This window comes from Mesorhizobium sp. M0062, assembly GCF_040323125.1.
GTDB lineage: Bacteria > Pseudomonadota > Alphaproteobacteria > Rhizobiales > Rhizobiaceae > Mesorhizobium.
Map to the genome: position 1 here is coordinate 1 of NZ_JAMYUO010000013.1, position 23,430 is coordinate 23,430.

The following is a 23,430-nucleotide window of genomic DNA, read 5'->3' on the forward strand; positions in this document are numbered from 1 at the left end:
ACCCTCCCCACAAGTGGGAGGGTAAGGAGCGCCGGCCGCCCGTCCAGGGAGACGGATCGGGCGGCCGGATCAGGACCTGCGACGGCAGGGGCGTCATGCGCCCTCGCCGCCGGCCAGTCCTTATTTCTGCGCCTGGTCGATGATCGACTGCATGGTCTCTTGTGCATTGGCGATGGCGCCATCGACGTCGTCGCCGAAGACAACCTCGTTGATCATCTGCGTCCACGGACCGTTGGCCGAGTTGATCAGGTCGTTGAACACCACGGAATAGGGCGTGCGGCCCTTGGCCATGGCTTCGGCGGCGATCTGGTAGCGCGGATCGAGATCTTTCAGCGCCTCCTTGGCGATGTCGCCGCGCACCGGCAGGCTGCCGTATTTGGCCAGGATGGTCTGGCCCTCCAGCGAATAGGCGAAGTCGAGAAACTCCTTCACCACGGCGAGCTTCTTGGTGCCCTTGGTGACGACGAAATTGTCGCCGCCGGCAAACGAAGACCAGCCGCTGTCCTTGCCCGGCAGGAAGGTGACGCCATAGTCGATATCCGGATATTGCGTGTTGAGCGCGCCGATGGCGAAGGCGCCGGACGGCGAAATGCCGATATTGCCGGTGGCGAAGGCGGCAAAGAAATTGGCGCCGGTGTCGGTCTGCGCGCCGGCCGGCACCAGGTCCTTCTTGACCATCGAGCGGTAGAGGTCGATGGCGCCGCGCAGCTGCGGGCTGTCGAGCGTCGCCTTCGAGCCGTCCTCGGAGAGGATGTCGCCGCCCGAGGCCCAGATCAGCGGCGTGAAGGTGAAGATGTTGCAGCCGCCGCAATTGCCGGAGAAGTAGAAGCCCTTGATGTCGCCGCCAAGCGCGTTGACCTTTTCGGCATCGGCCTCGATCTCGGCCCAGTTGGCCGGCCCCTTGTCGGGATCGAGCCCCGCCTGCTTGAACAGTTTCTTGTTCCAGATCAGCACCGAGGCGTCGGCCGAGAACGGCAGCCCGTAAATGTGGTCCTTGTAGGTGCCGGTCTTGACGTGCGCCGGCGACAGGCTGGCGAAATAGGGCAGCGATTTCGCCCAGTCGGTGATGTCTTCGAGCTGGCCGGCGGCGGCAAAGGACGGCGTATAGATCAGGTCGAGCGACAGCGCGTCGGGCGCCGTGCCGCCGGCGGCGGCGGCGCCATATTTCGGGATGATCTCGGCATTGGGAATGATGTCCAGCTTGACCTGGTTCTCATGACCCTTGTTGAAGGCATCGACGATGCGCGGCATGAAGTTCGAGCCGTCGGCGCGAACCCAGATGTTGGCGGTGTCGGCGGCCATTGCAGGCAAGGCAATGATGCTCGCGGCGAGCGCGAACCCGGTAATCATGGTCTTCATGGTTTTCCTCCTCATGGTTTTCTCCTCCTCCCTGTTGCGGCGCTCCCTTAGATGGCGCCGCGCGTTCTCCTAGCCGCCCAATGGACGGCCGCATGACTGACGCACCACCAGCCGGCACGGCAGTTTTCGAATGCCCGGCGCGGCGGGTTGGCCGCCGACGAGCGAAAGCAGTGTGAGGCCGGCCTCGCGGCCGAGCGCTGCCAGGTTCATGTCGACCGAGGTCAGCGGCGGGCGGGTCGCCTCGGCCACGATCTCCCAATTGTCGAAGCCGATGACGCCGACATCGCCGGGCACGCCTAAGCCGCGCTCGCGCAGCGCATCGATGACGCCGCGCGCGATCTGGTCGTTGCCGCAGAACACGGCGTCGGGTTTCTCCCCCTTCTTGTTGAAGAGCATTGGGCCGTCGAACAGCTTTCCGACGGCTTCATGCCCCCAGGCTTCCGACCACGAGCCGAGCAAGGGCTCGGTCACCGGCAGGCCGTGCGCGGCCAGCACATCGCGAAAAGCCTGTGCCCGCTCATTCACCACGGCAAAACTGGCGGGACCGCTGACATGGGCGATGCGCCGCCGCCCGAGGCGGCAAAAATGCTCGACCGCCAGCCGCGCGCCGCCGGCATCGTCGGAGACGAAGGCGATGGCATCGGGATCGGGCTGGCTGAAGGCGTAGATGACGGGCACGCCGAGATTGGCGAGGTCGACCGGCAAATGGCGGTCGATGCGCTTGCCGCTGGCGATGATGCCGTCGATGCGTTTGTCCAGCATCGCCTCGACATGCAGCTGCGCCAGCCGCGGATCGTCCTCGACATTGCACATGAACACCGACACGCCGGCATCGACCAGCGCGTCGGAAATGCCGGACATGACCGGCAGCGAAAAGCGGCCATAGGTATCGTTGGTCAACAGCCCGACGGTAAAGGAGCGCCGCCGCAGCAGGCTCTGCGCCAGGCTGTTGGGGCGAAAGCCGAGCCGCTGCGCCGTCTCGCGAATGCGCTGCCGCGTCTCGGCCGTCATCCGCCCCTGCCCGTTCAGCGCCTTCGACGCCGTGGCCACACTGACGCCAGCCATCGCCGCGACTTCACGCAGGGTGACTGGTTGTTTGGCGGGTGCTGGCAACGTGTCGGGGGCCATGACTAGGGTGTCGGTTCTCGGTTTGGGAAAAGGTTTTCTCTTACTGGGCTGTAGCGCCTCGATATCGGATCGGCAGACGCTACATGGTTTTGGGAAAAGGTTTTCTCAAAGAGAGTTTAGGACTAGAATTTGGGGATGGCAAGAGGATGAGCGGGCGACCACCGGCTGTTCGTTATGACCTCTTTGCACCTGGAGCGATCAATTGACGAGCAAATGTTCTGATGTCGCCTACGGGCCGGAAACGGACCGGTAGGTTTGAAGTGTCTATTCGGGAGTAGCTGCCGCTCAGCATCGACCTCAATGTCGAACGTCTGAGGACACATTTCGGCATCTCAATGCTGCCGTTCGAACTGCGGCTGAAAGTTAACTTGGATCGCGCTGGGCGCGAACGATTTGCGTTCCGCACAGTAGATGGTGCACGAAAATAACTCTGGGTTCAATTTGGATTACTTCACCAGCCTTAGCTGGCCTCGAGGAGGCGTAACTGGTTCCGTACGCGGGGCCGACGGCACACCCACGGTCACTAGACCAAACAACAGTTTCGCCAGCTCCGCCTCAGGCAACGAAAGAAGCTGGGATAACCCGACTAATCCCAACTGTTCATCCCGGCGAACCTCGCTTAGCACCTTCTGCCAGATCTGGGATTGCTCGCGTCGAATTGGCGAAGGCTCTTCAGTCCGCCAGCCTCGCCTAGAGATCTCGACGAAAATCTGCTGGTAATTCCATTTGGTAAGGAGACCGATCTCGTGGAGTCGGTAAGCCATAGCAGCAACCGATACCGACCACTCTTGCTTCAATTGCACGACTTTTGGAAGCCCGGAAACTCGCCCCACAGCCCGGAGCGGGGCCTCTGGCATCAAGAAGGCGGCGGCAAATTCATTAGCCTGCTTCTCTGCCTCCAGGCCGTTTGGCGAAGCATGTTTGTGCAACACGAGGTGCCCGAGCTCATGCGCAGCGTCGAATCGGCTTCGTTCTGCCGATTTTTGGGTGTTCAAAAACACATAAGGCCGCGCCCCCCGCCACAGCGAGTACGCGTCGACCTCTTTGCCATCTTCCCCAAGGGAGAAGACTCTAACACCTTTCAGCTCAAGCAAATGAGCCATGTTCTTAATGGGTCTGTTGCCCAAGCCCCAATAGTCTCGCAGCCCGGCTGCCGCAGTCTGCGGTAACTCTTCCCGCATGTCCGGCAGGTCAGCGTCCGGCAGGTCAAACTCTCCGTCCAGCCAGTCCGAAAGAAGGAAGGCTACAGCGCCAGCGGCAATCGCTCCGTCTCGCTGCCTAGCCGTCATCTTGCTCATAGAGCGAAAGCTCACACCTTCCACCAGTGGAATGTCCAGGTCCTCAGCCATGAAGAATTCAAGAGGGAAGCCGAGTACCCGCGCGAATTTCCGAGCTACGTCGTCGCTAGGCAGGTATTCCCCAGCCTCATAACCGGTCACAGTACGAGGTTCGATACCAACTCTGGACGCAAGTTCCCGCATCGTCAGCCCGGCACGCTGACGAGCTATTTTCAGCCGCGATTTGTTGAACATTTTATGCGGCCTTGCGCTTCACCGGCACATCGATATCGGGCGTGTTATCTATCTTCTGCGGTACGCCGCCGTCCACACCAGGTATGGGGATGAAAATGCGTTCAGCCCAATCGGTCACCATTTGGTCGTCGAAGTCTGACGGCAATGACAGCTCGGCCCGGCACTGTTCATCATCAATGTTTATAAGCAGCATATACGTCTTGTAGTTAAGGACGGTCACTGCTCGGAGCAGATCAGCTTTCACTGTATCGGGAAAGAGATCGCCCTCCACACTGTTCTTCAACACGGCCGCCTCCGTAAAGAGACCCTTGAGTGACTTTGTTCTTGGCATGCCAGGCCATCTGCAGGTGAGGTGGTCGGCACTTGCTACGACAATGTTGATCTCACTCGAATCGTTGATCACCAATGAGTAGTTGCTTGGATCGTCCTTGCGCCAACCAAGCGGCACCAACTCATCCCGCAGAGTGCGCACTACCATTCTCCAGGCCTCGGTACCGGGTATGAACGGCGGGTCATTGTCAGTGCAATTCAACCGGGCCACGTGCCCAGCCTGTACAGCCTTGATCAAGGCCTCAACAGAGATGCCCAGTTCCGTTAGACGACGGCGAGCGTCAAAAGGATGCTGGTAGAGTGCGGCTCTTGCTATAATGCTCATGACAGACCCTACTTCATTTTTTTCACCTTCTAGCAGGTAAGAAAAATGAAGTCCAGTGGGGTGGCAGTGTTTTAAAGGCCGTCGTGCCATCCAGGTCCGTTGGACCTTCGAGCGCTACGATGATTGCCCCACAAGCGTTAACGCCACCAGACTTTGAGCCGCTCCACGCAACTATTTTGCCTGTCGACCTCGCCTGGTCCGCACTGGAGATGGTTGAAGGGGGGAGAGCCCTCAGTGAACGATCTGATTGCCGCGTGCTCATAAAGCTCCGACATGACCGCGTGCGGATCACTGCCAGCCGCAAGGCGGCGACCCAAGCCATTGCGCGCGACATAGTCCACGATCTCTCCGCTGTTGCGGGCCATGCCTTCCGCCAGATAGCTCGTGAGCTTGGGGCCAAGATCCTGCCGCCAATCCAGCAATATCTTCAGTGTGCGGGCCAGCGTGCCGATATAATGAGGATTGGCTTCGAGATTAATATCGACAATGCCCTGCTCGATACTCGTCCAGAACCGATCCGAACGCGTTATTACCTGGGTTCGGCAGTGAAAGATTACCGCATCACAGTCGAAAAACGTCGTCCTCACGAGATCGTCTAGCGAGTGCACTGCCACGTAGCCGTGGCTCACGGCCCAAGTTGATTGAAGAGCCCATATGTCGAACTCGAAGCGACCGTATTTGAGCCTATACCCACCGAAGCGATTGCGCTGACCGCCAAGCGCACGGAGTAGGCTATCGAGCACGTCCGGCGAAGCATCGACGACAACGTCCACGTCGGAGTTGAACGCATCACGACCCTCGCGCGCGAAGTCACGCGGAAGCCCGCCGAAAATCGCGCTATCGCCTGCACCACCCAGAATATCGACCAGCGCGCCGATCTCGGAACCCTGCGATCCTCTGATGAATTCAGCGATGTCGTCGCTTAGGCCTCGGTCGCGCAGATGATGGCTGATGTTCATGCCGCTCCTCGCCTACGCAAATCGTCAAGCATCGAAATCGCGAAGCTATCTGTCATGCCGGACATCATGTCCGTCATCAGTTGCAACTCACGATATCGGATAGGCATGCGGTTGTCGGGAGATTCGGCAACACGCCGATAGTTCTCCGAAATGCGTGAGTAGACGTACTGGTGCAAGGGCGTGGTACGCTTCGAGCCGATGTCGAGCGGGTCGTTGCGGTTGGTGATCGCAGCCCAGAAGATATCCATGAGACCGTGGATCGTCTGATGGCCCCGCAGTTCGACTTCGAGCACTTGGCGGTGCGGATAGATATGCTTGGCGGCAAAGCTCTTGAGGAGGGACCACAAGCGATTTGCGTCCGACGCCGCCATAAGCTCCTTGTCGAAATTACCCATCATCATCGCCGGCAGATTCTCGGCAAAGGCTTTGGTCGCAGCCACGATCATCACGCCGATAGCGTTGACCCGAAACATCTGCATGGTGATGTCGTCGAGTTCAGCGGCAGACAATGATTGCGTCCGAAATTCGTGGTGCTGCTCCTTCGCCTTTGCAAGTACCGATTCGATGCATGCATCGCCGGCACCTTCGAACTCCAGGAAGCCGGCCAGGCGATCGAAATTCACTAGGCCCTTCTTGGCAGCATCTTCCACATCGACGATGGAATAAGCGATGTCATCACAGGCCTCCATAATGAAAGTCAGCGGATGGCGGATTCCTTCACCCAAGCCCGTTTCGGCCCACACTTCTCCAGCGATATCGGCTTCGGACTGGAAGTAGTTGAACTTCTTGCGCGCGAGCACCTTCTTGTTCACCTTATCCGACGGGCTGGGATACTTCATGAGCGCCGCTAGGAAGGCATAGGTCATGTTAAGGCCGAAAGAGTCATTTACGATCTGAAGTCGCGTCAGGAGCCGGAATGCCTGCGCGTTGCCCTCAAAACGTAAAAAGTCTTCCCTGAGTGCAACCTCGTCCAATCCCTCGAATATCTCCGGAGCTCTTGCCTTCATCCAAGACTGGATGGCGTCCTCGCCTTGATGGCCGAACGGGGGATTGCCGAGGTCGTGGGCAAGGCCGATCGCCTCAAGCAAAGCAGGGACGTTCCGTTCCGCCACTACGCTCTGCGGCATTTTCAATTCGTCAGGATAAACGTAGACAAGGGCCGTGCCAAAGCTGCGGGCCATGTTGGCGACTTCATGGCTATGGGTCAGGCGCGTACGCACACTGTCATGCGGATCGAGAGGAAACACCTGCGTCTTGTCCTGCATCCGTCTGACAGGCGTAGAGAACAAGATCCGGTCGTGGTCGCGTTCGAGCTCGGTACGATGCTCAGCGGTCTTGGCGGAGCGCTCAACGCTCTTTCCTCTGGCCTTATCCTTGCGGCGTTGTGGATTGAGCAGCTTATCCCAGTTCAGACCGACCATTATCCATCCCCCATGTCGGCCATGGTTTCGGCTTGAGCGCTCGATTCGTCAATCAATTGCGCCTTCCGGACCGCATAACCATGTTGATTCATAAGCAATCGCAAACGCCTGGTCGATCGAAGCGTATACCTTGAACGGAGTTTATGTTCTTTATTTGTTCCGGATGAGTGTGAAAAAACCTCAAGGATTCTGCCTCACGAGAGTGCTGAAACGAAAGCACCAGAAAATGCGCGACAGACGGCTACCGTGCGATCCACCACGTGCAGTCGTTCTCTCACGCCGCAGGCCAATAAAGGCGATCCAGCAGAATCCCATCCGGCAGTACATAAGAGGCAGCTTCTAGGGATTTGTCACGACAACCTCAATGTCTGCCATTTACCAAGCTCAGCTTCATGATCCAAACAGTCTGCGGTCAGATGCGATGGCGGAGCGCGTCGATGATCACCGCCATGGCAGGGGAGAGCTGTCGCCTGCTTGGATAGTAGAGGTGATAGCCGGCAAAAGGCGGGCTCCAGTCGTCAAGCACGAGCCTGAGGCGTCCATCGGCGATGTGGTGGCTGACGAGGTTTTCCGGGACATAGGCGATCCCGAAACCGCTTGTCGCAGCCTCGATCATGGGAATGGACGAATTGAAGGTGAGTTGGCCTTCCACCCGCACACGAAGGTCGCGGCCGTCCCTGGCGAATTCCCAGGCATACAATCCGCCGAACGTCGCCTGCCGCATATTGATGCAGTCATGGTCGACCAGGTCCTGGGGCGCGGTCGGAACCGGATGGCGGGAAAAGTAGTCCGGCGAAGCCACGGCCACGAGCCTCCAATCCGGCCCGATGCGCACCGCGATCATATCCCGGTCGATGCTCTCGCCAAGCCGCACGCCTGCGTCGAAGCGCTCCTCCACAATGTTCTTCATGCCGTTGTCGCTGTAGAGCTCGACGCGAACGTCGGGATTGTCGTTGAGCAAGGGCTGGAGCTTCGGCCAGACGGTCGTCTGGAGCGCATGGTCGGACAGGGTGATGCGGACCGTTCCGGAGGGCTTGTCGCGAAACGCCACCAGGCTTGCGAGGTCGGATTCGATTTCCTCGAAGCGGGGAACGAGAGATTGGAAAAGTCGCTCGCCGGCCTCGGTCGGAGAGACGCTCCGCGTCGTACGCGTCAGCAGGCGGACGCCAAGACGAGCTTCAAGCTCCTTGATTGTCGAACTCAGGGTCGACTGCGAGGTTCCGAGCTTTGCCGCCGCCCTGGTGAAGCTGCGCTCCCGGGCGACCGCCACGAACCAGAGCAGATCCTTCATGCCATCGCGCTGCACAGGGCACCTCCCGTCGGACATTCATATCATGAGCAGATAAGTCCATGCGGATTGCTTAGTCTACTTAAATGGGTTCCCCTGCAATATCTTCTGGCAGCGACGGGAATTTGCGGCTGATCCGTCCGGCGCTTTGCCAGGATGCCAATCATGGAAACCACATACGACACAAGGCTTGTTGAAAACCGCGCCGCATGGGGCGCGGTGTTGTCGATGGCGCTGTGTGTTTTCGTGCTCATCGCGTCGGAATTCATGCCGGTCAGCCTGCTGTCGCCGCTAGCGGCCGATCTCGGCATCACCGGGGGCCGCGCGGGACAGGCGATCTCGATTTCGGGCGCTTTCGCCGTCGTGACCAGCCTGCTGGTCGCCGGCCTCACGCGCCACATCGACCGCCGACTGGTCGTGACCGGCTTCACCCTCCTCCTCATCGTGTCCGGTCTGGCTGTCACCTTCGCGCCGAACTACGCGTTGCTCATGGTCGGCCGGGCGCTGCTCGGCATCGCGATCGGCGGGTTCTGGTCGATGTCGAACGCGATCGTCATGCGCCTCGTGCCGCAAGACATGGTTCCGAAGGGTCTCGCCATGCTGAACGCCGGCAATGCCATTGCGGCCACCATCGCCGCGCCGCTGGGCAGTTTTCTTGGCGCCTATGTCGGCTGGCGCGGCGCTTTCTTCCTCGTCGTGCCGTTTGGTCTCCTGGCGCTGGCCTGGCAATGGACAAGCCTGCCGCCGCTGCCGCCGCGCCGCAGGAATCGTGCCGGCAACCCGCTGGCGCTGCTCGGCCGTCTTCGCATCGCCACCGGCATGGCGTCGATCATGATGCTGTTCATGGGTCAGTTCGCGCTCTTCACCTATCTGCGGCCCTTCCTCGAGAACGTCACCCGGCTCGATATCGCCGCCCTCTCGGCGGTCCTGCTGGCGATGGGGCTGGCCGGGGTGCTCGGCACATGGTGCGTCGGCCGGCTTTTGCGCACGCGTCTGTTCAGCATCCTCACCGTCATCCCGCTGGTCATGGCTGCGCTGGCCGCCGCGCTCATCGCCTTCGGTGCACTCCCGGGTCCCACAGCGCTGCTGCTCGTTGCCTGGGGCTTCTTCGGCATGGCCGCGCCGGTCGGTTGGGGCACGTGGCTCAGCCGAACGTTGCCGAACGACGCGGAGGCCGGCGGCGGGTTGCAGGTAACCGTCATCCAGCTCGCCATCACCGGCGGCGCCGCGATCGGCGGCACGCTGTTCGATACGGTGGGCTGGTGGGGACCGTTCACTCTGGGCGCGGTGCTGCTCTGCGGATCGGCGCTCGCCGCCCTTGCCGCAGCGCATATGGCCCGGAGGTCTTTGCCGTGACGAACGAACATGCGCCGCTCAGCCGCCGGACATTGCTCGGCGCCGCGTTCGCGGCGGCGGCCCTGCCTCGCACAGCCGCCAGCCAGGAAGACCAATCTCCCGTCAGCCAGGAGCCCACCGACATCAAGATCAGGATGGTTTTCAACGGCCGCACCATGACCGCCACGCTCTACGACAATCCGTCGGCGCGCGACTTCTTCTCCATGCTGCCGCTCGACGTCGAGATCGAGGACTACGCCCACAACGAGAAGATCGCCTATCTGCCGCGCAAGCTGACCGAGGAGGGAAGCGGTCCGTTCGCCGACGAGCAGCCCTATGACCTGTGCTATTTCATGCCCTGGGGCAACCTGGCCATGTTCTACGCCGACTACCGCCATCCCGGGCTGATCAGGCTTGGCCGCTTCGACGAGGGCGAGCAGGCCCTGCACATTCGCGGCAAATTCCCGCTTCGCATCGAACGCATTTGAGGACGCAAAGGAGATCACCATGGACATTCTTCGCGCCGGCACCAGGCCTTCCGGCAAGGGACCGCCTGACTGGTTCACCGGAACGGTGCGGATCGATCCGCTCTTCAATCCCTTCGACGCCGAGCGGGTTCAAGGCGCACAGGTGACCTTCGAGCCCGGCGCCCGCACCGCCTGGCACACGCATCCGCTCGGCCAGACGCTGATCGTCGTCTCCGGCCTCGGCCGCGTTCAGCGCGAGGGTGGCCCGGTCGAGGAAATCCGTCCGGGCGACGTCGTCTGGTTCGCGCCCGGCGAAAAACACTGGCACGGCGCATCGCCTCAGACCGCCATGACCCACATTGCCCTCCAGGAGGTCAAGGACGGCAAGGTCGTGGACTGGCTGGAACATGTCAGCGACGCCGACTACGGCGGCTGATCTTCTCGCCTCGAAAGGAACCAACATGCTTGCAACCGTTCTTCACAACCCGGGCGACATCCGCTGCGAGGAAATCGCCGATCCGAAAATCATGCGGCCGACGGACGCCATCATCAAGCTGTCGGCAAGCTGCATCTGCGGCTCGGACCTGTGGCCCTATCGCGGGCTGCAGCCGGTCGCCGGGCCGATGCATATGGGCCACGAATATTGCGGCATCGTCGTCGAGGTCGGCGCAGAGGTGCGCACGGTCCGCCCCGGCCAGTTCGTCGTCGGGTCATTCTGCCTCTCGGACAACACCTGCCCGCATTGCCGCTTCGGCTTCCAGTCGTCTTGCGTGCAGCGCGAGTTCATGTCGGGCGCGCAGGCGCCTTACGCTCGCGTACCGTTGGCCGATGGCACACTGGTCGCCACCGCCGAGGTGCCGCCGGCCGACCTCATCCCTGACCTGCTGGCGGTGTCCGATGTGCTCGGCACCGGCTGGTATGCGGCCGACGCAGCCGAGGTCCGCGAAGGATCGACGGTGGTGGTGGTCGGCGACGGTGCGGTCGGCCTGATGGGCGTGCTTGCGGCCAAGGAGATGGGCGCCGAGCGCATCATCGCCATGAGCCGGCACGCCAGCCGCCAAAAACTCGCCCGTGAGTTCGGCGCCACCGACATCGTCGCTGAGCGCGGCGAGGAAGGCGTGGCCCGCATCAAGGAACTCACCAAGGGCGTCGGCGCGGACTCCGTCCTGGAATGCGTCGGCACGGGAGAATCCTTCGACCAGGCGCTGGCCTGCTCCCGCCCCGGCGGCACCATCGGCTATGTCGGCGTGCCGCATGGCGTGAACTTCGACGGCCAAAAGCTATTCTTCGGCCAGAAACGCATGCTGGGCGGCCCGGCGCCGGTGCGCCGCTTCCTGCCCGACCTGATGGACCGTGTGCTGCAAGGTCGGATCAAGCCCGGCAAGGTCTTCGACCTCAAGCTGCCGCTGGCCGAGGTTGCTGAAGGCTATCGCGCCATGGACGAGCGTCGCGCCATCAAGGTCATGCTTTCGGTGTGAGCAAAGATCGGGCGGACGGCCTGTGCGCTCCCACAACTCAGAAAAGGAACAACGACATATGACTATGAGATTGAAAATTGCCGCCCTTGCGCTTGCGCTTTCGGTCGCCACGCCGGCTTTCTCGCAAGAGTCCGCGATCATCGGCGCATGGCGCATGATTTCGCTCGAGGCCGGCGCCGAGGGAAACCTCAAGCCCGTGTCCTATTCCGGCCAGGTCATCTTCACCGGGGCCGGCACCCTCTCTGTGCAGGCGCAGAACCCCGACCCCAAGGCGCCGGACACGCCTTACACGGCGAATGGCTACGAAGCCTATTACGGGCCGGTCGCCATCAACGACCAGGACAAGACCTTCGTCATCACCATCGAGTCCTCCCTGGTCCGTAACCTTGTCGGCAAGAGCATGAAACGCAAATTCGAGGTCTCGGACAACAAACTGGTCCTCACGCCGGACAACCCGGCCGAAGGCTGGCGCGTAACCTACGAACGCTACTGATCCGAACAGTTGGGTTACCGATGGCCAAAATGGCGCGGATGTCAGACCGAAATGGCGTCATGGCGGAGCTGGTACCGATCATGGCGGCCGTCTTCGCCGGCTTCCTGCTGATCGGCCTGGCGCTACCCGTCCTGCCGCTGCATCTTCACCAGCAGCTTGGCTTCGGCCCCTTCGCAGTGGGACTGGTGACGGGCAGCCAGTTCGTCGCCTCGATGCTGTCGCGCATCGGGGCTGGCAACTATGCAGATGGGCGCGGGGGCAAGCTGGCCGTCGTCCTCGGCCTCATTGCCGCTGCCCTGGCCGGGTCATTTTACCTCGGCTCACTGGCATTGCTCGACCGGCCGGTAGCGTCCGCATCGGCGCTGTTCGCCGGACGGGCGGTACTGGGCGCGTCCGAGAGCTTCATCATCACCGGCGGCGTCGCCTGGGGCCTCTCCGGTGCGGGCGGACAGAACTCCGGAAAAGTCATAGCCTGGGTGGGCACGGCGATGTTTGCGGCGCTCGCGCTGGGGGCGCCGGTCGGATCTGCGCTTTATGTAGCGAGCGGTTTCACCGCGATCGCGCTCGCGACGATCCTCCTGCCGCTGGCGACGCTGCTTGCCATCCTGCCGATGCGCGGCACCGGCGCCGCCGCGGGCAGCGTGCCGCAGTCATGGAGGAGCGTGGCGAAAGCGGTCTGGCTTCCTGGCGTCGGAGCTGCTTTCAGCAGCCTCGGCTATGGTGCTATTCTGGGCTTCGGCGCCCTGCTCTTCGCCGAGCGGGGCTGGCAGCCGGTATGGCTTCCGTTCACGGCCTATGCCGCGTCGCTGATCGTGGCAAGGCTGTGCTTCGGCCACCTGCCCGACAGGCTTGGGGGCGCACGCGTCGCTGTGATCTTCGTTGTGGTCGAGGCGGCAGGGCTGATGCTGATCTGGCTTGCGACCGGGCCTGTTGTCGCCGCGATCGGAGCGGGCCTGACTGGCCTCGGCTACTCGCTGGTCTATCCCGGCCTCGGCGCCGAGGCCGTAAGCCGTCTTCCGTCGCGCAGCCGCGGCCTGGCCATGGGACTCTACACCGTCTTCCTCGACGTGGCGCTCGGCTTCGGCAGTCCGGCGCTCGGCCTGGTCGCTGCGTCGACCGGGCTGCAATTCGTCTTCTTCGCCGTCGCGGCGGCGACGCTTCCGGCGTTGGGCATCGCTCTGCTGCTGGGTCGCCGTAGCGCTCCATTATAGACAGCTCGCCGGCGCCGTCCGCATGAGGTTCGCTCATAGTCTCTTTCCGGGTCGCCACTGAGGCTGAACCCCTGCCCCGCAAGGGTCAACGAGGCCCGGCAAATCCCCGCCCAGACACACTCCAGAAACAAAATTCAACAGTTCGGAAAAACCGGCGAAAAGATCGGGTGGCATAAGCTTCCCGGATTCCGGGTTCTTCCTTTTTGGAAGCCCTCCACCAACAAAATCGCAGCGGCGGCGCAGTGCCTCCTCCAGCGGCGGCATGAACAGCCGGGCAATGCCCGGCGAGGACGAGAAAGTATGGACATGGACTACGATATCGCCGAACTGGACAGCGACGCGGCAACGGCGATCGGCAGCCTGGCAAGCATCGATGCGCTGGCAAGGATCGCTCGCGGCCCGGCAAGGGACGGCCAGGTCCTGACGGGCGCCGACTTTGCCCGGCAGCCGGGTAAGCGGCTCGATGCGGTCTTCGAGCAGCTCGCCGTCACCTTCGCCGCGTTGCCGGCGGTGATCTCCGACGGGCGCGTCTGGACGTATCAGGAGCTGAACAGCCGTGCCAACCAGTGCGCCCGCATGCTGATCAAGCACGGCGTGCGGCCGGGCCACCGGGTCGGGCTCATTCTCGACCGGTCGGCGGAGACCTATGTGGCGTTGCTGGCGGTGATGAAGGCGGGGGCTGCCTTCGTGCCGCTAGCCACCGCGTTTCCGCAGGAGCGGATGGCGCTGATCATCGAAGACGCCGCCGTCAGCATGATCGTCACCATCGCCGCCTATGCGTCGCGCGCCGGTCAACTGCCCGTTCCCCATGTGCTGATCGACAGCGCCGCCGCCGAAATCTCCGCACAGTCGCCCGCGCCGCTGAAGCAGCAGGCGACCGACGACATTTGCTACATCCTCTATACCTCGGGCACCACCGGCAAGCCCAAGGGCGTGGTCATCACGCACCAGAGTTTCGTCAATTTCATACACGTCGCGGCCGCCTCCTATGGCTACCGGCCGGGCGACCGGGTCTATCAGGGCATGACCATTGCCTTCGACTTTTCCTCCGAAGAGATCTGGGTGCCGTTCGTCGCCGGCGCGACGGTGGTGCCGGCACCTGGCCAGATGCCGCTGGTGGGCGAGGAACTGGCGGATTTCCTGCGCCTCCATGACATCACCTGCATGGCCTGCAGCCCGACATTGTTGTCATCGATGACATCGGACGTTCCCAGCCTGCGCACACTTCTGGTGGGCGGCGAGGCCTGCCCGCACAATCTGGTGGTGCGCTGGTCGAAGCCGGGCCGGCAGATCCTCAACACCTACGGGCCGACCGAGGCGACCGTCACCGCAACGATGGGGGCGCTGACGCCGGACCGTCCCGTCACGATCGGGGCGCCGTTGCCGACTTACTCGATCGTCATTCTCGACGCTTCGCTGCCGCAACTTGCCGAGCCCGGTGAACTGGGCGAGATCGGCATTGCCGGCATCGGGCTCGCCGTCGGTTATCTGAACCGGCCGGACCTGACCGACCAGAAATTCATCGCCGATTTCGTCGGCCTGCCGAACAACCCCTCGCAGCGCATCTACCGCACCGGCGATCTTGGCCGGATCAACGATAGCGGCGAGATCGAGTATGCCGGGCGCATCGACACGCAGGTGAAGATTCGCGGATATCGCATCGAGCTCGGCGAGATCGAGGCGGTGCTGCTCGACCAGCCCGAGATCGCGCAGGCCGCCGTCACCACCTGGGAGATCGAGCCCGGCCGCGTCGAACTGGTTGCCTATTACGCGCTTAAAACCGGCGTAGCGGCGATTTCCCGAGGGGATCTCGCCCAGACGATGAAGCGGCGGCTGCCGGACTATATGGTGCCCGCCTATCTGGAGGAGCTGCCCGCCATCCCGATGACCGTCTCCAACAAGGTAGACCTGCGCCAACTGCCGAAGCCGACGAGCGTCCGGCTTTCGGCCGATCGCACGATGGTGCCGCCCGGCAATGAGGACGAGCGATTCCTGGCGGAAGCGCTGGCCACGGTGCTGAAATTCGACGCGGTGTCGGTCGAGGATCACTTCTTCGACGATCTCGGCGCCAACTCCTTGCTGATGGCGCATTTCTGCGCGCGCGTGCGCACCAGGAAGGAATGGGCGACGACGTCGATGCGCGACATCTATCTCTATCCCACAGTGGCGCGCCTGGCGCTGCATCTGGGGGTAGCGGAGGAGATGACGACGGCAACCAACGAGCCGGTCCTCACCCGCCGGGCCTCGAATTTCGCCTACTGGACCTGCGGCGCGGCGCAGCTTTCGTTCTACGGCCTCTACAGCTACGTGGCGCTCTGGGCGATCAATGACGGCCTCAACTGGATGTATGACGCGCTCGACGATCCGCTGCAGCTCTATATCCGGTGCGTGGCGCTCTCGGCCGCCGTGTTCTTCGGCATGTCGGGCTTTGCAGTCCTGGCGAAATGGGTGCTCATCGGCCGCTGGAAGGCCGAGGCGTTTCCGATCTGGGGCGTGCGCTACTTCCGCTTCTGGGTGGTCAAGACGTTGATCCGCACCGCACCCGTCGTGCTGTTCCGCGGCAGCCCGCTCTACAGCCTCTATCTGCAGCTGCTCGGCACCAAACTCGGGAAAAACGCCGTCATCGAATCGAAGTCCGTGCCCGTCTGCACGGATCTTATTTCCATCGGCGCCAACACCATCCTGCGCAAGGAATCGATGATCCTCGGCTTCAGGGCCCAGTCCGGTTATATCCACACCGGGCCGCTGACCATCGGCCGCGATGCCTTCGTCGGCGTCGGCTCCACGCTCGACATCGACACCAGGATCGGCAACGGCGCCCAGCTCGGCCATTCGTCCTCGCTGCATCGCGGGCAAAGCATTCCCGACGGCGAGCACTGGCATGGATCGCCGGCGGTGCCGACCACGGCGGACTATTGCAAGGTGCGCAATGTCAATCCTTACCAGGTCCGGCGCTTCCTCTATGAAGCGCTGCAGCTGGTCGGCCTGTTTGGCCTCGTCACCCCGCTGCCGCTCCTGTTCCACAGCTACTGGGAATATGTCGGCGACGACTATCAGGAGACGATCGGCCTTGTCGCAATCGGCACCACGGTCACGCTTTTCGGCTATATCGCGGCGGCTTTCCTGGCAGCGACGCTGGTGCCGCGCCTGACGAGCCTGATCTTGAAGCCGGGCCGCACCTACACGCTTTACGGTTTCCGCTACTGGCTGCAGACCGTCGCCGAATTCGCCAGCAATTCCCGCGTGCTCGGGCTCCTGGCCGGCGACAGCTCGGCGATCGTGCACTACATGCGCGCCATCGGCTGGAACCTCAACAGAGTGGTGCAGACCGGTTCCAATTTCGGCTCCAACCAGCAGCACGAAAACCCGCTTCTGTGCGAGATCGGCACCGAGACCATGGTGTCGGACGGGCTGTTCATGATCAACATGCACAAGTCCGCCTCGGCCTTCAGGCTCGAGCCGACGCGCATCGGCGAGCGCAACTATCTCGGCAACAACATCTATTATCCGCCGGACGGCCGCACGGGCGACAACGTCCTGCTCGGCACCAAGGTGATGATCCCCATCGACGGGCCGTTGCGCGAGAATGTCGGCCTTCTCGGTTCGCCCGCCTTTGAAATCCCGCGCATGGTGAACCGCGACAAGGAGCTTATCGCGGGCGTCGACGAGGCAGACCGGCGCCGGCGCATCCCGTTCAAGAACCGCCACAACCTGGTGACCATTCTTCTGTTCCTGGCAACGCAATGGGTCATGCTGTTCGTCACGCTGGCGATCTGGGACCGGGCGCTGAACTACTATACGGAATGGGCGGAGGTGGCGCTGTTCGCCGCCGTCATCTTGACCTCGGCGATCACCATTCCGTTCTACATTCTGGTCGAGCGGGCAAGCCTTGGCTTTGGACGGCTGAAGCCGCAGATGACGACGATCTACGACGTCGCCTTCTGGCGCCACGAACGCCACTGGAAGCTGGCGGATTCGCCGATCGTGCGCCTGTTTGCCGGCACGCCGTTCCGGCCCATGATCCTGCGCCTGTTGGGCGTCAAGGTCGGCAACCGGGTCTATGACGGCGGCAGCAATTTGACCGAGCGTTCGCTGGTCGAGATCGGCGACGACGTCACGCTCAACGAGGGCTGCGTGATCCAGGCCCATTCGCTGGAAGAAGGCGCGTTCAAGTCCGATTTCATCCGCATCGGCGATGGCTGCACGCTCGGGCCTTCCGCCTTTGTCCACTACGGCGTGGTGATGGGCAAAGGCTCGATGGTCGATGCGGACTCCTTCGTGATGAAGGGCGAAGAGCTGGAGCCCAACTCGATCTGGCGGGGCAACCCGGCCAAGCTGCATCGCTTCGTCACGCCGGTGCCGGAGGATAGCGTCAAGGCAACGGCTTGATGAGCGCAGACATCCGCCTCGTTTCGGTGACCGGGGCCAACCGGGCCCTGGTCGCGGCTCTGGAACTGGCTGCGGATCAGATGGATTTCGTCGCCAGCAATGCGGAGTCGCTGGACGAAGCCGAAACCGACGGGGACGCTCGTGCGCGGTCGTCATGGCAGGGGATCGCATCGTCGGTTTCCTGATGTACGAGGCGCCGCAGGACGACGACGAGGCGCGGATCTACCGCTTCATGATCGATCGCGTCCATCAGGGCCAAGGCTACGGCAAGGCCGCTTTGCGCGAAGTGCTGGATGAAATCATGCGGCTCGGCCACATCAGCCACGTTTTGATCTGCTACGAACCTGGGAATGAAGCGGCACGCCGCCTCTATCGCGCTGCCGGTTTCGTCGAAGAAGGGCCCGACGAGGACGGGGAAATGATCGCCGACCTCGCTCTGCGGGGCGAACAGCCATGACGCGCCAGCTCGATGCCGGTGCCAGCCTGTCGGCGCAGTTGCTGGCGGCGATGGCCGCCATGGCACCGGCCGGCGTTCGGATCGGATGCCGCACGATCCGCGAAGGCGATGAGAACCATTTGCTGCCGCAGGAAGCACGCTCCATCCCGTCACGCCTGCCGCTGATGCGGCGGGCGAGTGGCGCGGCGCGGTGGATCGCGCACGAGCTGCTGGCGGATATGGGCTTGAACGACGTCGCTATCCTCCGCGGCTCCTCCGGCGCACCGGTATGGCCTCATGGAGTAACGGGGTCGCTGGCTCACGACGACGAGATAGCCGTGGCGGCCGTCGCGCCGCTCTCCCACGTCGCCTCGCTCGGCATCGATATCGAGCCCGCTTTGCCCCTGCCCGACGACATCTTCGCGCTGGTTGCAGTCCCCGCTGACCGGATCGACGCAACCGACCCGTATCTTGCCGGTCGCATCCTTTTTGCCGCCAAGGAAGCTGTCTACAAGGCCGCCTACCCGCTTGATGGCGAAGTGCTGGGCTATGAGGACATCACCGTCGATCTCGACGCAAGCGACGCTGTGACGAAGACGGGCCGCAGAGCGAGACTGGTTTACTGCGTTGCTCCGTGTGTGGTCGTTCTGGCGTTTGTCGATGGTGTCCGAAGCGCCCCCCTTTAAGCGGGATGGGCCAGCGCCCGACAGCAACGCCTGCTCAACAAAGCGCTTTTTTTCGCAGAGCGGTCGCAAAAGGCTCACACGGTTCGTCCTTTGACAGAAGAAGGAGAGCGCCATGAGAAACCTTATTATCACCGAGTTCATCAGCATCGATGGCATCGCCGAGGTCGAGAAGCTGCCCAGCGTGACCTGGAACGATGAGATGCAAAGGTTCAAGGAGGACGAGCTTGCCGACAGCGGGGCCATGCTTCTGGGGCGCACGACCTACGAGATTTTTGCCGGCTCTTGGCCCAAGGAAACCGGAGACTTCGCCGACCGGTTCAATGCGCTGCCGAAATATGTCGCGTCGACAAGCCCGAAGGCACTCGACTGGAAACCGGCCGAGTTGCTGAAGGTGCGTTGCCGGAAGCGGTTCGGGCGCTGAAGCAAGGCAGCGGCGGCAACATATATGTGCATGGCAGCCTGAGCGTCGCGCGGGAATTGCTGCGCCATGGTCTGGTCGATCGCGTCAGGCTGCTGAGCTACCCTGGCTCCGTCGGGGAGGGCAAGAAGCTGTTCCCGCCCGATATGCCGGTGGCGTTGGAGCCGATCTCGACCGTACAGTTCAGCAATGGCGTGGTGGCGCTGGAATATGCGGCTGGGAGGGTGTGAGACGCTGGTGGGTAATCTCCCCTTGAGGGGAGATGTCGCCGAAGGCGACAGAGGCGGTCGGTCCGTCCTGACGCAACCTCCTATCGACCGTAGGAGGTCGAGCTTCACGCGAGACGACCCCCTCTGGTCCGCCGGCCATCTCCCCCTCGAGGGGGGAGATCGGCAGCTCACCCTGCTTTCTTCCCCCGCTTGCCCTTGGCATGCGCCTCGACCACTCTTTCCACCTCGCGCTTCAGTTCGTCCTTGACCTCCTGCGTCTCGGCCAGCAGCGTGTCGATCTTCATGAAATCGAGCACGCGGTATTTTGACACTGGCGGGCGGATCAGTATGTCGGGGGGGCGCTGGTTCAGCTTGTGGGCGATGATCGACTGCATCATCAATTGCGTGGCGCCGTACATCAGATCGACGGTGGTCGGGTGCTTGCGCTCGGCCTCGCTCGGCGCACCGACGACGTCGATCGCGATGATGATGTCGGCGGCGTCTTCGATGAGGTCGAACGGCACCGGATTGTAGATGCCGCCGTCGATCAGCACGCGGTCGTCGCGCGTCACCGGGCGGAACACGGCGGGAATGGCAGCCGAGGCGGCGAGCGCCGAATGCAGGTCGCCCTCGTCGAAGACGGCCAGCTTGTGACCGAAATAGTCCGTCGCCGTCACCTTGAGCGGGATCATCAGCTCGGCGAAGGTTTCCGGGATGGCTTCCGGCAGGAACGCCTTCAAGATGCGCTCTATGTTGAACTGGCTGACTCGGATGCCGCCCTGCATCGCCTCGGCGATGGTGCCGGGACGCGAGCGCCACATGCGCGCCGCCACCTCGGCGCGGCGGCCGAGGATCGAGCGGGCGTAGTCCTCGATGTCCTTGCCGCTCATGCCCGAGGCCATGCCGGCGCCCATGATGGCGCCGATCGAGGAGCCGGCGATGGCCACGGGCTTGATGCCGAGCTCGTCCAGCGCCTCGACGATGTGGATATGGGCGAGGCCGCGCGCGCCGCCGCCGCCAAAGGCGATACCGAAAGTCGGACCTGTCATTTGGCCTCCAGCTTCGGCCCGATGCTCATGATCGCGGGCGCCGGCGTCAGCAGCTTCTTCGCCGCTGCCTTGACCTGATCGAGCGTCACGCCGTTGATGAGCGCCGCGCGGCGCTGCACGTAGTCGATGCCGAGATTGTCGAGCTGCAATTCCACCAGGGTCGCGGCAATGGCGCTGGAAGAATCCAGATTGCTGATAGCATAGGAGCCGACCATGTATTTCTTGGTCGCGTCCAGCTCGGCCTCGGTCGGCCCCTCCTGCGCCATCTTCTTGACCACCTCCTTGACGATGGCGAGCGTCTCGGCGGCGCGGTCGGAACGCGTCGCCGTGGTGATGATCAGCGCATTGGAATGCTGGTGGTCGACCAGGTTGGAATCGACGGAGTAGGCCAAGCCGCGCTTTTCCCGCACCTCGTCATAGAGGCGCGAGGTGAAGGTGCCGCCGCCGAGAATCTGGTTCATCAGCACCGCGGGGAAGAAATCCGGCGCATCGCGCTTCACACCGGGGTAGGCAAACTGCAGCGAGGTCTGCGGCAGGTCGTAGTCGACCTCGAGCTGCTGGCCGAGCTTCAGCTCGGTATCGGCAACCGGTTGCAGCACCTGCTTTTCCGGCAGATCGCCGAAGACCTCATCGAGCTTCCGTTTCAGCGTCGCGGCATCTATGTCGCCGACCACCGCAACATGCAGGCCGCTGCGGGCGAAATTGGCCTTGTGGAAGGCAGCCAGATCCACTGCCGTGATGGTGGCGATGCTGTCCTTGGTGCCCTGGTCGGGCCTGGAATACGGATGGTCGCCATAGATGGCGCGCAGCCATTTGGTTTGCGCGACGGTGTTGGGGTCACGCTCATTGGCGATGATGCCGGACAGGATCTGGGCGCGGATACGGTCGATCGGCGCCTGGTCGAAGCGCGGGCTGGTGACCGCCAGCCTGAGCAGGTCGAAGGCCGCATCCTTCTGCTCGGCCAGCATCCGCATCGCGCCATAGGTGCCGTCGCGCGCCGCTTCGAAGCCCATTTCGGCGCCGGCATCGTCAAGCTTGATCTGGAAGGCCTCGCTGTCGAGGTCGCCGGCGCCCTCGTCGAATAGGCCGGTCATCAGATTGACCAGCCCTTCCCGCCCCGCCGGATCCTGCGTCGAGCCGCCATCGAAGACGAAGCGGATGGCGACGATCGGAATGGAGTGGTCCTCGACCAGCCAGGCGTTGACGCCTTTCGATGAGGTCACCGGCTGAATGTCCATCGCGTGCGCGGCAAGCGCCGGCAGGATGAGGAAGAAGATGCCGAGGAACAGTGTGGCGAAGACGTGGAGAACCGCGATGCGCCTATGAGTAATCGCATCAGGCCATTGATCGCCAAGGTCAGCTCCGCCCCTCATCGCGCTGCCGGGCACTTCTCCCCGTATAGTGACGGGGAGAAGGGGTCTCGCCGCGACGCTGGCGCTCTTCTTACGACGCTGATGGTTGGCGAAATCGACGATGACAGCGCCCCTCTCCCCGTCACTATAGGGGGAGAGGATGCCGGCAGGCAGGTGAGGGGCAGCGCTAACGCTCAATCTCGTCATCATCAATTCCCCGCCTGTTGCTGCGGCAAGAGATAGCCGGTCGTCGTACGATCGAGCAGCAGATAGCGTGCGGCGACCGCCTTGATCTCATCGGCGGTGACCTTGCGAATGCGGTCCGGCCATTCCTCGATATCCCTGACGTTGCCGCCGGTGGCGAGCTCGGCGCCGTAGAGATTGGCCATCTCGTCCTGCTTGTCGCGGGCGAAGATCATGGCCCTGATATAGCGGGCCTTGGCCTTCTCCAGCTCATCGGCGGTGACGCCGTCCTTGACGATGCGGGCGATCTCGGCGTCGACGGCCGCCTCGACGTCGCTCAGCTTGGCGTCGCCGCGCGGCGCGCCATAGACGGTGAAATTGGTGGCGTCGAGCATCGTACCCTGGAAGAAGGCGCCGGTCGCCGATGCGATGCCTTGCTTGACCACGAGTTGCTGGTAGAGCCTGCTGCGGCTGCCGCCGCCAAGGATCTCTCCCAGCAGGTCGAGCGCCTCGGCCTCGCCGGGTTTTGCCGTGTGGTAGGACGGAACCACCCATTGCGTCGAAAAGCTCGGCACCGAAACGCGCCCATCGGTGAGCGTCACCGTGCGCTTGGTGTTCTGCTCCGGCTCGACCGGGCGGATGCGCGGGGGCAGGTCGGGACCGCGCGCGACCTTGCCATAGGTTTTTTCGGCCAGCGCCTTCACGACCTCCGGCTCGACATCGCCGGCCACGATCAGCACCGCATTATTGGGGCGGTAGTATTTGTCATAGAAGGCAACCGCATCGGTGCGGTTCAACTGCTCCATCTCCTGCATCCAGCCGATCACCGGAATGCGGTAGGGCTGGTTCTGCCAGAGCGTCGCGTCGACCTCTTCGTCGAGCACCGCCTGCGGATTGCTGTCGATGCGCGCGCGGCGCTCTTCCAGGATCACGTCGCGCTCGGTCTTGATGACCTCGTCGGTCAAGATGAGGTTGCGCATGCGATCGGCCTCGAAGCTCATCATCTCACCAAGTGCCGAGGGCGCCACCGTCTCGTGGAAGGCAGTGTAGTCATATGAGGTGAAGGCGTTGTTGGAGCCGCCGATGGCCGATATGGCGCGGTCGAACTCGCCCGCGGCGTGGTTGGTCGTGGCCTTGAACATCAGGTGTTCGAAGAAGTGCGCTATGCCGGACTTGCCTGGCGGCTCGTCGGCGCTGCCGATCTTGTACCACACCATATGGGTGACGATGGGGGCGCGATGATCGGGAACGACCACCACCTCCATTCCATTGTCGAGCAGGAAGTTGGCCACCTTGCCATCATCCGCGGCCAGGGCCGGGCCGGCCATGGTCAGCGCGGTGGCGAGCAAGGCTCTCCGCAGCCATTCAGTATGAAATGTCAT

General features: G+C 62.7%; 22 protein-coding genes. 12 read left to right on the top strand and 10 right to left on the bottom strand.

The annotated features are described in order from the left end of the window. Positions 1-120: 120 nt before the first annotated feature. The 7 genes from NKJ64_RS16795 to NKJ64_RS16825 form a co-directional block, all read right to left on the bottom strand. A complete protein-coding gene (locus NKJ64_RS16795; protein ID WP_023715223.1) occupies positions 121-1,359 on the bottom strand; it encodes an ABC transporter substrate-binding protein in 1,239 nt (412 codons plus the stop codon). A gap of 69 nt (positions 1,360-1,428) precedes the next feature. Then, complete coding sequence (locus NKJ64_RS16800) at positions 1,429-2,487, bottom strand: LacI family DNA-binding transcriptional regulator (protein ID WP_352462982.1); 1,059 nt, start codon at positions 2,485-2,487, stop codon at positions 1,429-1,431. Positions 2,488-2,933: 446 nt separating this feature from the next. Then, positions 2,934-4,019 (bottom strand): ImmA/IrrE family metallo-endopeptidase, encoded by a 1,086-nt coding sequence (locus NKJ64_RS16805; protein WP_352462983.1) that lies wholly within the window; start codon positions 4,017-4,019, stop codon positions 2,934-2,936. Position 4,020: 1 nt separating this feature from the next. Beyond that, complete coding sequence (locus tag NKJ64_RS16810; protein ID WP_352462984.1) at positions 4,021-4,674, bottom strand: hypothetical protein; 654 nt, start codon at positions 4,672-4,674, stop codon at positions 4,021-4,023. A gap of 137 nt (positions 4,675-4,811) precedes the next feature. After that, positions 4,812-5,633, bottom strand: a complete 822-nt coding sequence (locus tag NKJ64_RS16815) for a hypothetical protein (RefSeq protein ID WP_352462985.1) — start codon at positions 5,631-5,633, stop codon at positions 4,812-4,814. Beyond that, positions 5,630-7,054 (bottom strand): dGTP triphosphohydrolase, encoded by a 1,425-nt coding sequence (dgt, locus tag NKJ64_RS16820; protein ID WP_352462986.1) that lies wholly within the window; start codon positions 7,052-7,054, stop codon positions 5,630-5,632. Before dgt ends, NKJ64_RS16815 begins: the two co-directional genes overlap by 4 nt. Before the next feature lie 412 nt (positions 7,055-7,466). Continuing rightward, positions 7,467-8,345, bottom strand: a complete 879-nt coding sequence (locus tag NKJ64_RS16825) for a LysR family transcriptional regulator (RefSeq protein ID WP_502902873.1) — start codon at positions 8,343-8,345, stop codon at positions 7,467-7,469. Positions 8,346-8,507: 162 nt separating this feature from the next. Between NKJ64_RS16825 and NKJ64_RS16830 the strand changes: the two genes are divergently transcribed. The 12 genes from NKJ64_RS16830 to NKJ64_RS16885 all read left to right on the top strand — a co-directional run bounded on the left by NKJ64_RS16830 (position 8,508) and on the right by NKJ64_RS16885 (position 19,485). After that, on the top strand, positions 8,508-9,698 hold the full coding sequence (locus tag NKJ64_RS16830) for an MFS transporter (RefSeq protein ID WP_352462988.1): 1,191 nt from the start codon (positions 8,508-8,510) through the stop codon (positions 9,696-9,698). Beyond that, positions 9,695-10,165 carry a cyclophilin-like fold protein gene (locus NKJ64_RS16835; RefSeq protein ID WP_352462989.1) on the top strand — a complete coding sequence of 157 codons (471 nt, stop codon included), beginning with the start codon at positions 9,695-9,697 and terminating at the stop codon, positions 10,163-10,165. Before NKJ64_RS16830 ends, NKJ64_RS16835 begins: the two co-directional genes overlap by 4 nt. Positions 10,166-10,184: 19 nt before the next feature. Further along, entirely contained in the window at positions 10,185-10,580 is a 396-nt protein-coding gene (locus NKJ64_RS16840) for a (R)-mandelonitrile lyase (RefSeq protein WP_352462990.1), read from the top strand. Between the two features lie 25 nt (positions 10,581-10,605). Next, positions 10,606-11,622 carry a zinc-dependent alcohol dehydrogenase family protein gene (locus tag NKJ64_RS16845; protein WP_352462991.1) on the top strand — a complete coding sequence of 339 codons (1,017 nt, stop codon included), beginning with the start codon at positions 10,606-10,608 and terminating at the stop codon, positions 11,620-11,622. 64 nt (positions 11,623-11,686) lie between these two features. Then, entirely contained in the window at positions 11,687-12,115 is a 429-nt protein-coding gene (locus NKJ64_RS16850; protein ID WP_352462992.1) for a lipocalin-like domain-containing protein, read from the top strand. 20 nt (positions 12,116-12,135) lie between these two features. Further along, on the top strand, positions 12,136-13,326 hold the full coding sequence (locus NKJ64_RS16855; protein ID WP_352462993.1) for an arabinose transporter: 1,191 nt from the start codon (positions 12,136-12,138) through the stop codon (positions 13,324-13,326). Between the two features lie 300 nt (positions 13,327-13,626). Beyond that, positions 13,627-17,715 (top strand): Pls/PosA family non-ribosomal peptide synthetase, encoded by a 4,089-nt coding sequence (locus NKJ64_RS16860; RefSeq protein ID WP_352462994.1) that lies wholly within the window; start codon positions 13,627-13,629, stop codon positions 17,713-17,715. Further along, positions 17,715-17,900 (top strand): hypothetical protein, encoded by a 186-nt coding sequence (locus tag NKJ64_RS16865; RefSeq protein ID WP_352462995.1) that lies wholly within the window; start codon positions 17,715-17,717, stop codon positions 17,898-17,900. Before NKJ64_RS16860 ends, NKJ64_RS16865 begins: the two co-directional genes overlap by 1 nt. Continuing rightward, positions 17,870-18,172, top strand: a complete 303-nt coding sequence (locus NKJ64_RS16870) for a GNAT family N-acetyltransferase (RefSeq protein WP_352462996.1) — start codon at positions 17,870-17,872, stop codon at positions 18,170-18,172. Before NKJ64_RS16865 ends, NKJ64_RS16870 begins: the two co-directional genes overlap by 31 nt. Beyond that, complete coding sequence (locus NKJ64_RS16875) at positions 18,169-18,837, top strand: 4'-phosphopantetheinyl transferase family protein (RefSeq protein ID WP_352462997.1); 669 nt, start codon at positions 18,169-18,171, stop codon at positions 18,835-18,837. The genes NKJ64_RS16870 and NKJ64_RS16875 overlap by 4 nt, the downstream gene beginning before the upstream one ends. Before the next feature lie 112 nt (positions 18,838-18,949). After that, positions 18,950-19,258, top strand: coding sequence for a dihydrofolate reductase family protein (locus NKJ64_RS16880; RefSeq protein WP_352462998.1), 309 nt, complete (start codon positions 18,950-18,952; stop codon positions 19,256-19,258). Next, complete coding sequence (locus NKJ64_RS16885; protein ID WP_352462999.1) at positions 19,234-19,485, top strand: dihydrofolate reductase family protein; 252 nt, start codon at positions 19,234-19,236, stop codon at positions 19,483-19,485. Before NKJ64_RS16880 ends, NKJ64_RS16885 begins: the two co-directional genes overlap by 25 nt. Before the next feature lie 167 nt (positions 19,486-19,652). Here the strand turns inward: NKJ64_RS16885 and NKJ64_RS16890 are convergent, their stop codons facing one another. The 3 genes from NKJ64_RS16890 to NKJ64_RS16900 form a co-directional block, all read right to left on the bottom strand. Continuing rightward, positions 19,653-20,513 (bottom strand): patatin-like phospholipase family protein, encoded by an 861-nt coding sequence (locus NKJ64_RS16890; RefSeq protein WP_023694766.1) that lies wholly within the window; start codon positions 20,511-20,513, stop codon positions 19,653-19,655. Continuing rightward, positions 20,510-21,886, bottom strand: a complete 1,377-nt coding sequence (locus NKJ64_RS16895; protein ID WP_352463000.1) for a M16 family metallopeptidase — start codon at positions 21,884-21,886, stop codon at positions 20,510-20,512. Before NKJ64_RS16895 ends, NKJ64_RS16890 begins: the two co-directional genes overlap by 4 nt. Before the next feature lie 188 nt (positions 21,887-22,074). Beyond that, a complete protein-coding gene (locus tag NKJ64_RS16900) occupies positions 22,075-23,430 on the bottom strand; it encodes a M16 family metallopeptidase (protein ID WP_023829501.1) in 1,356 nt (451 codons plus the stop codon).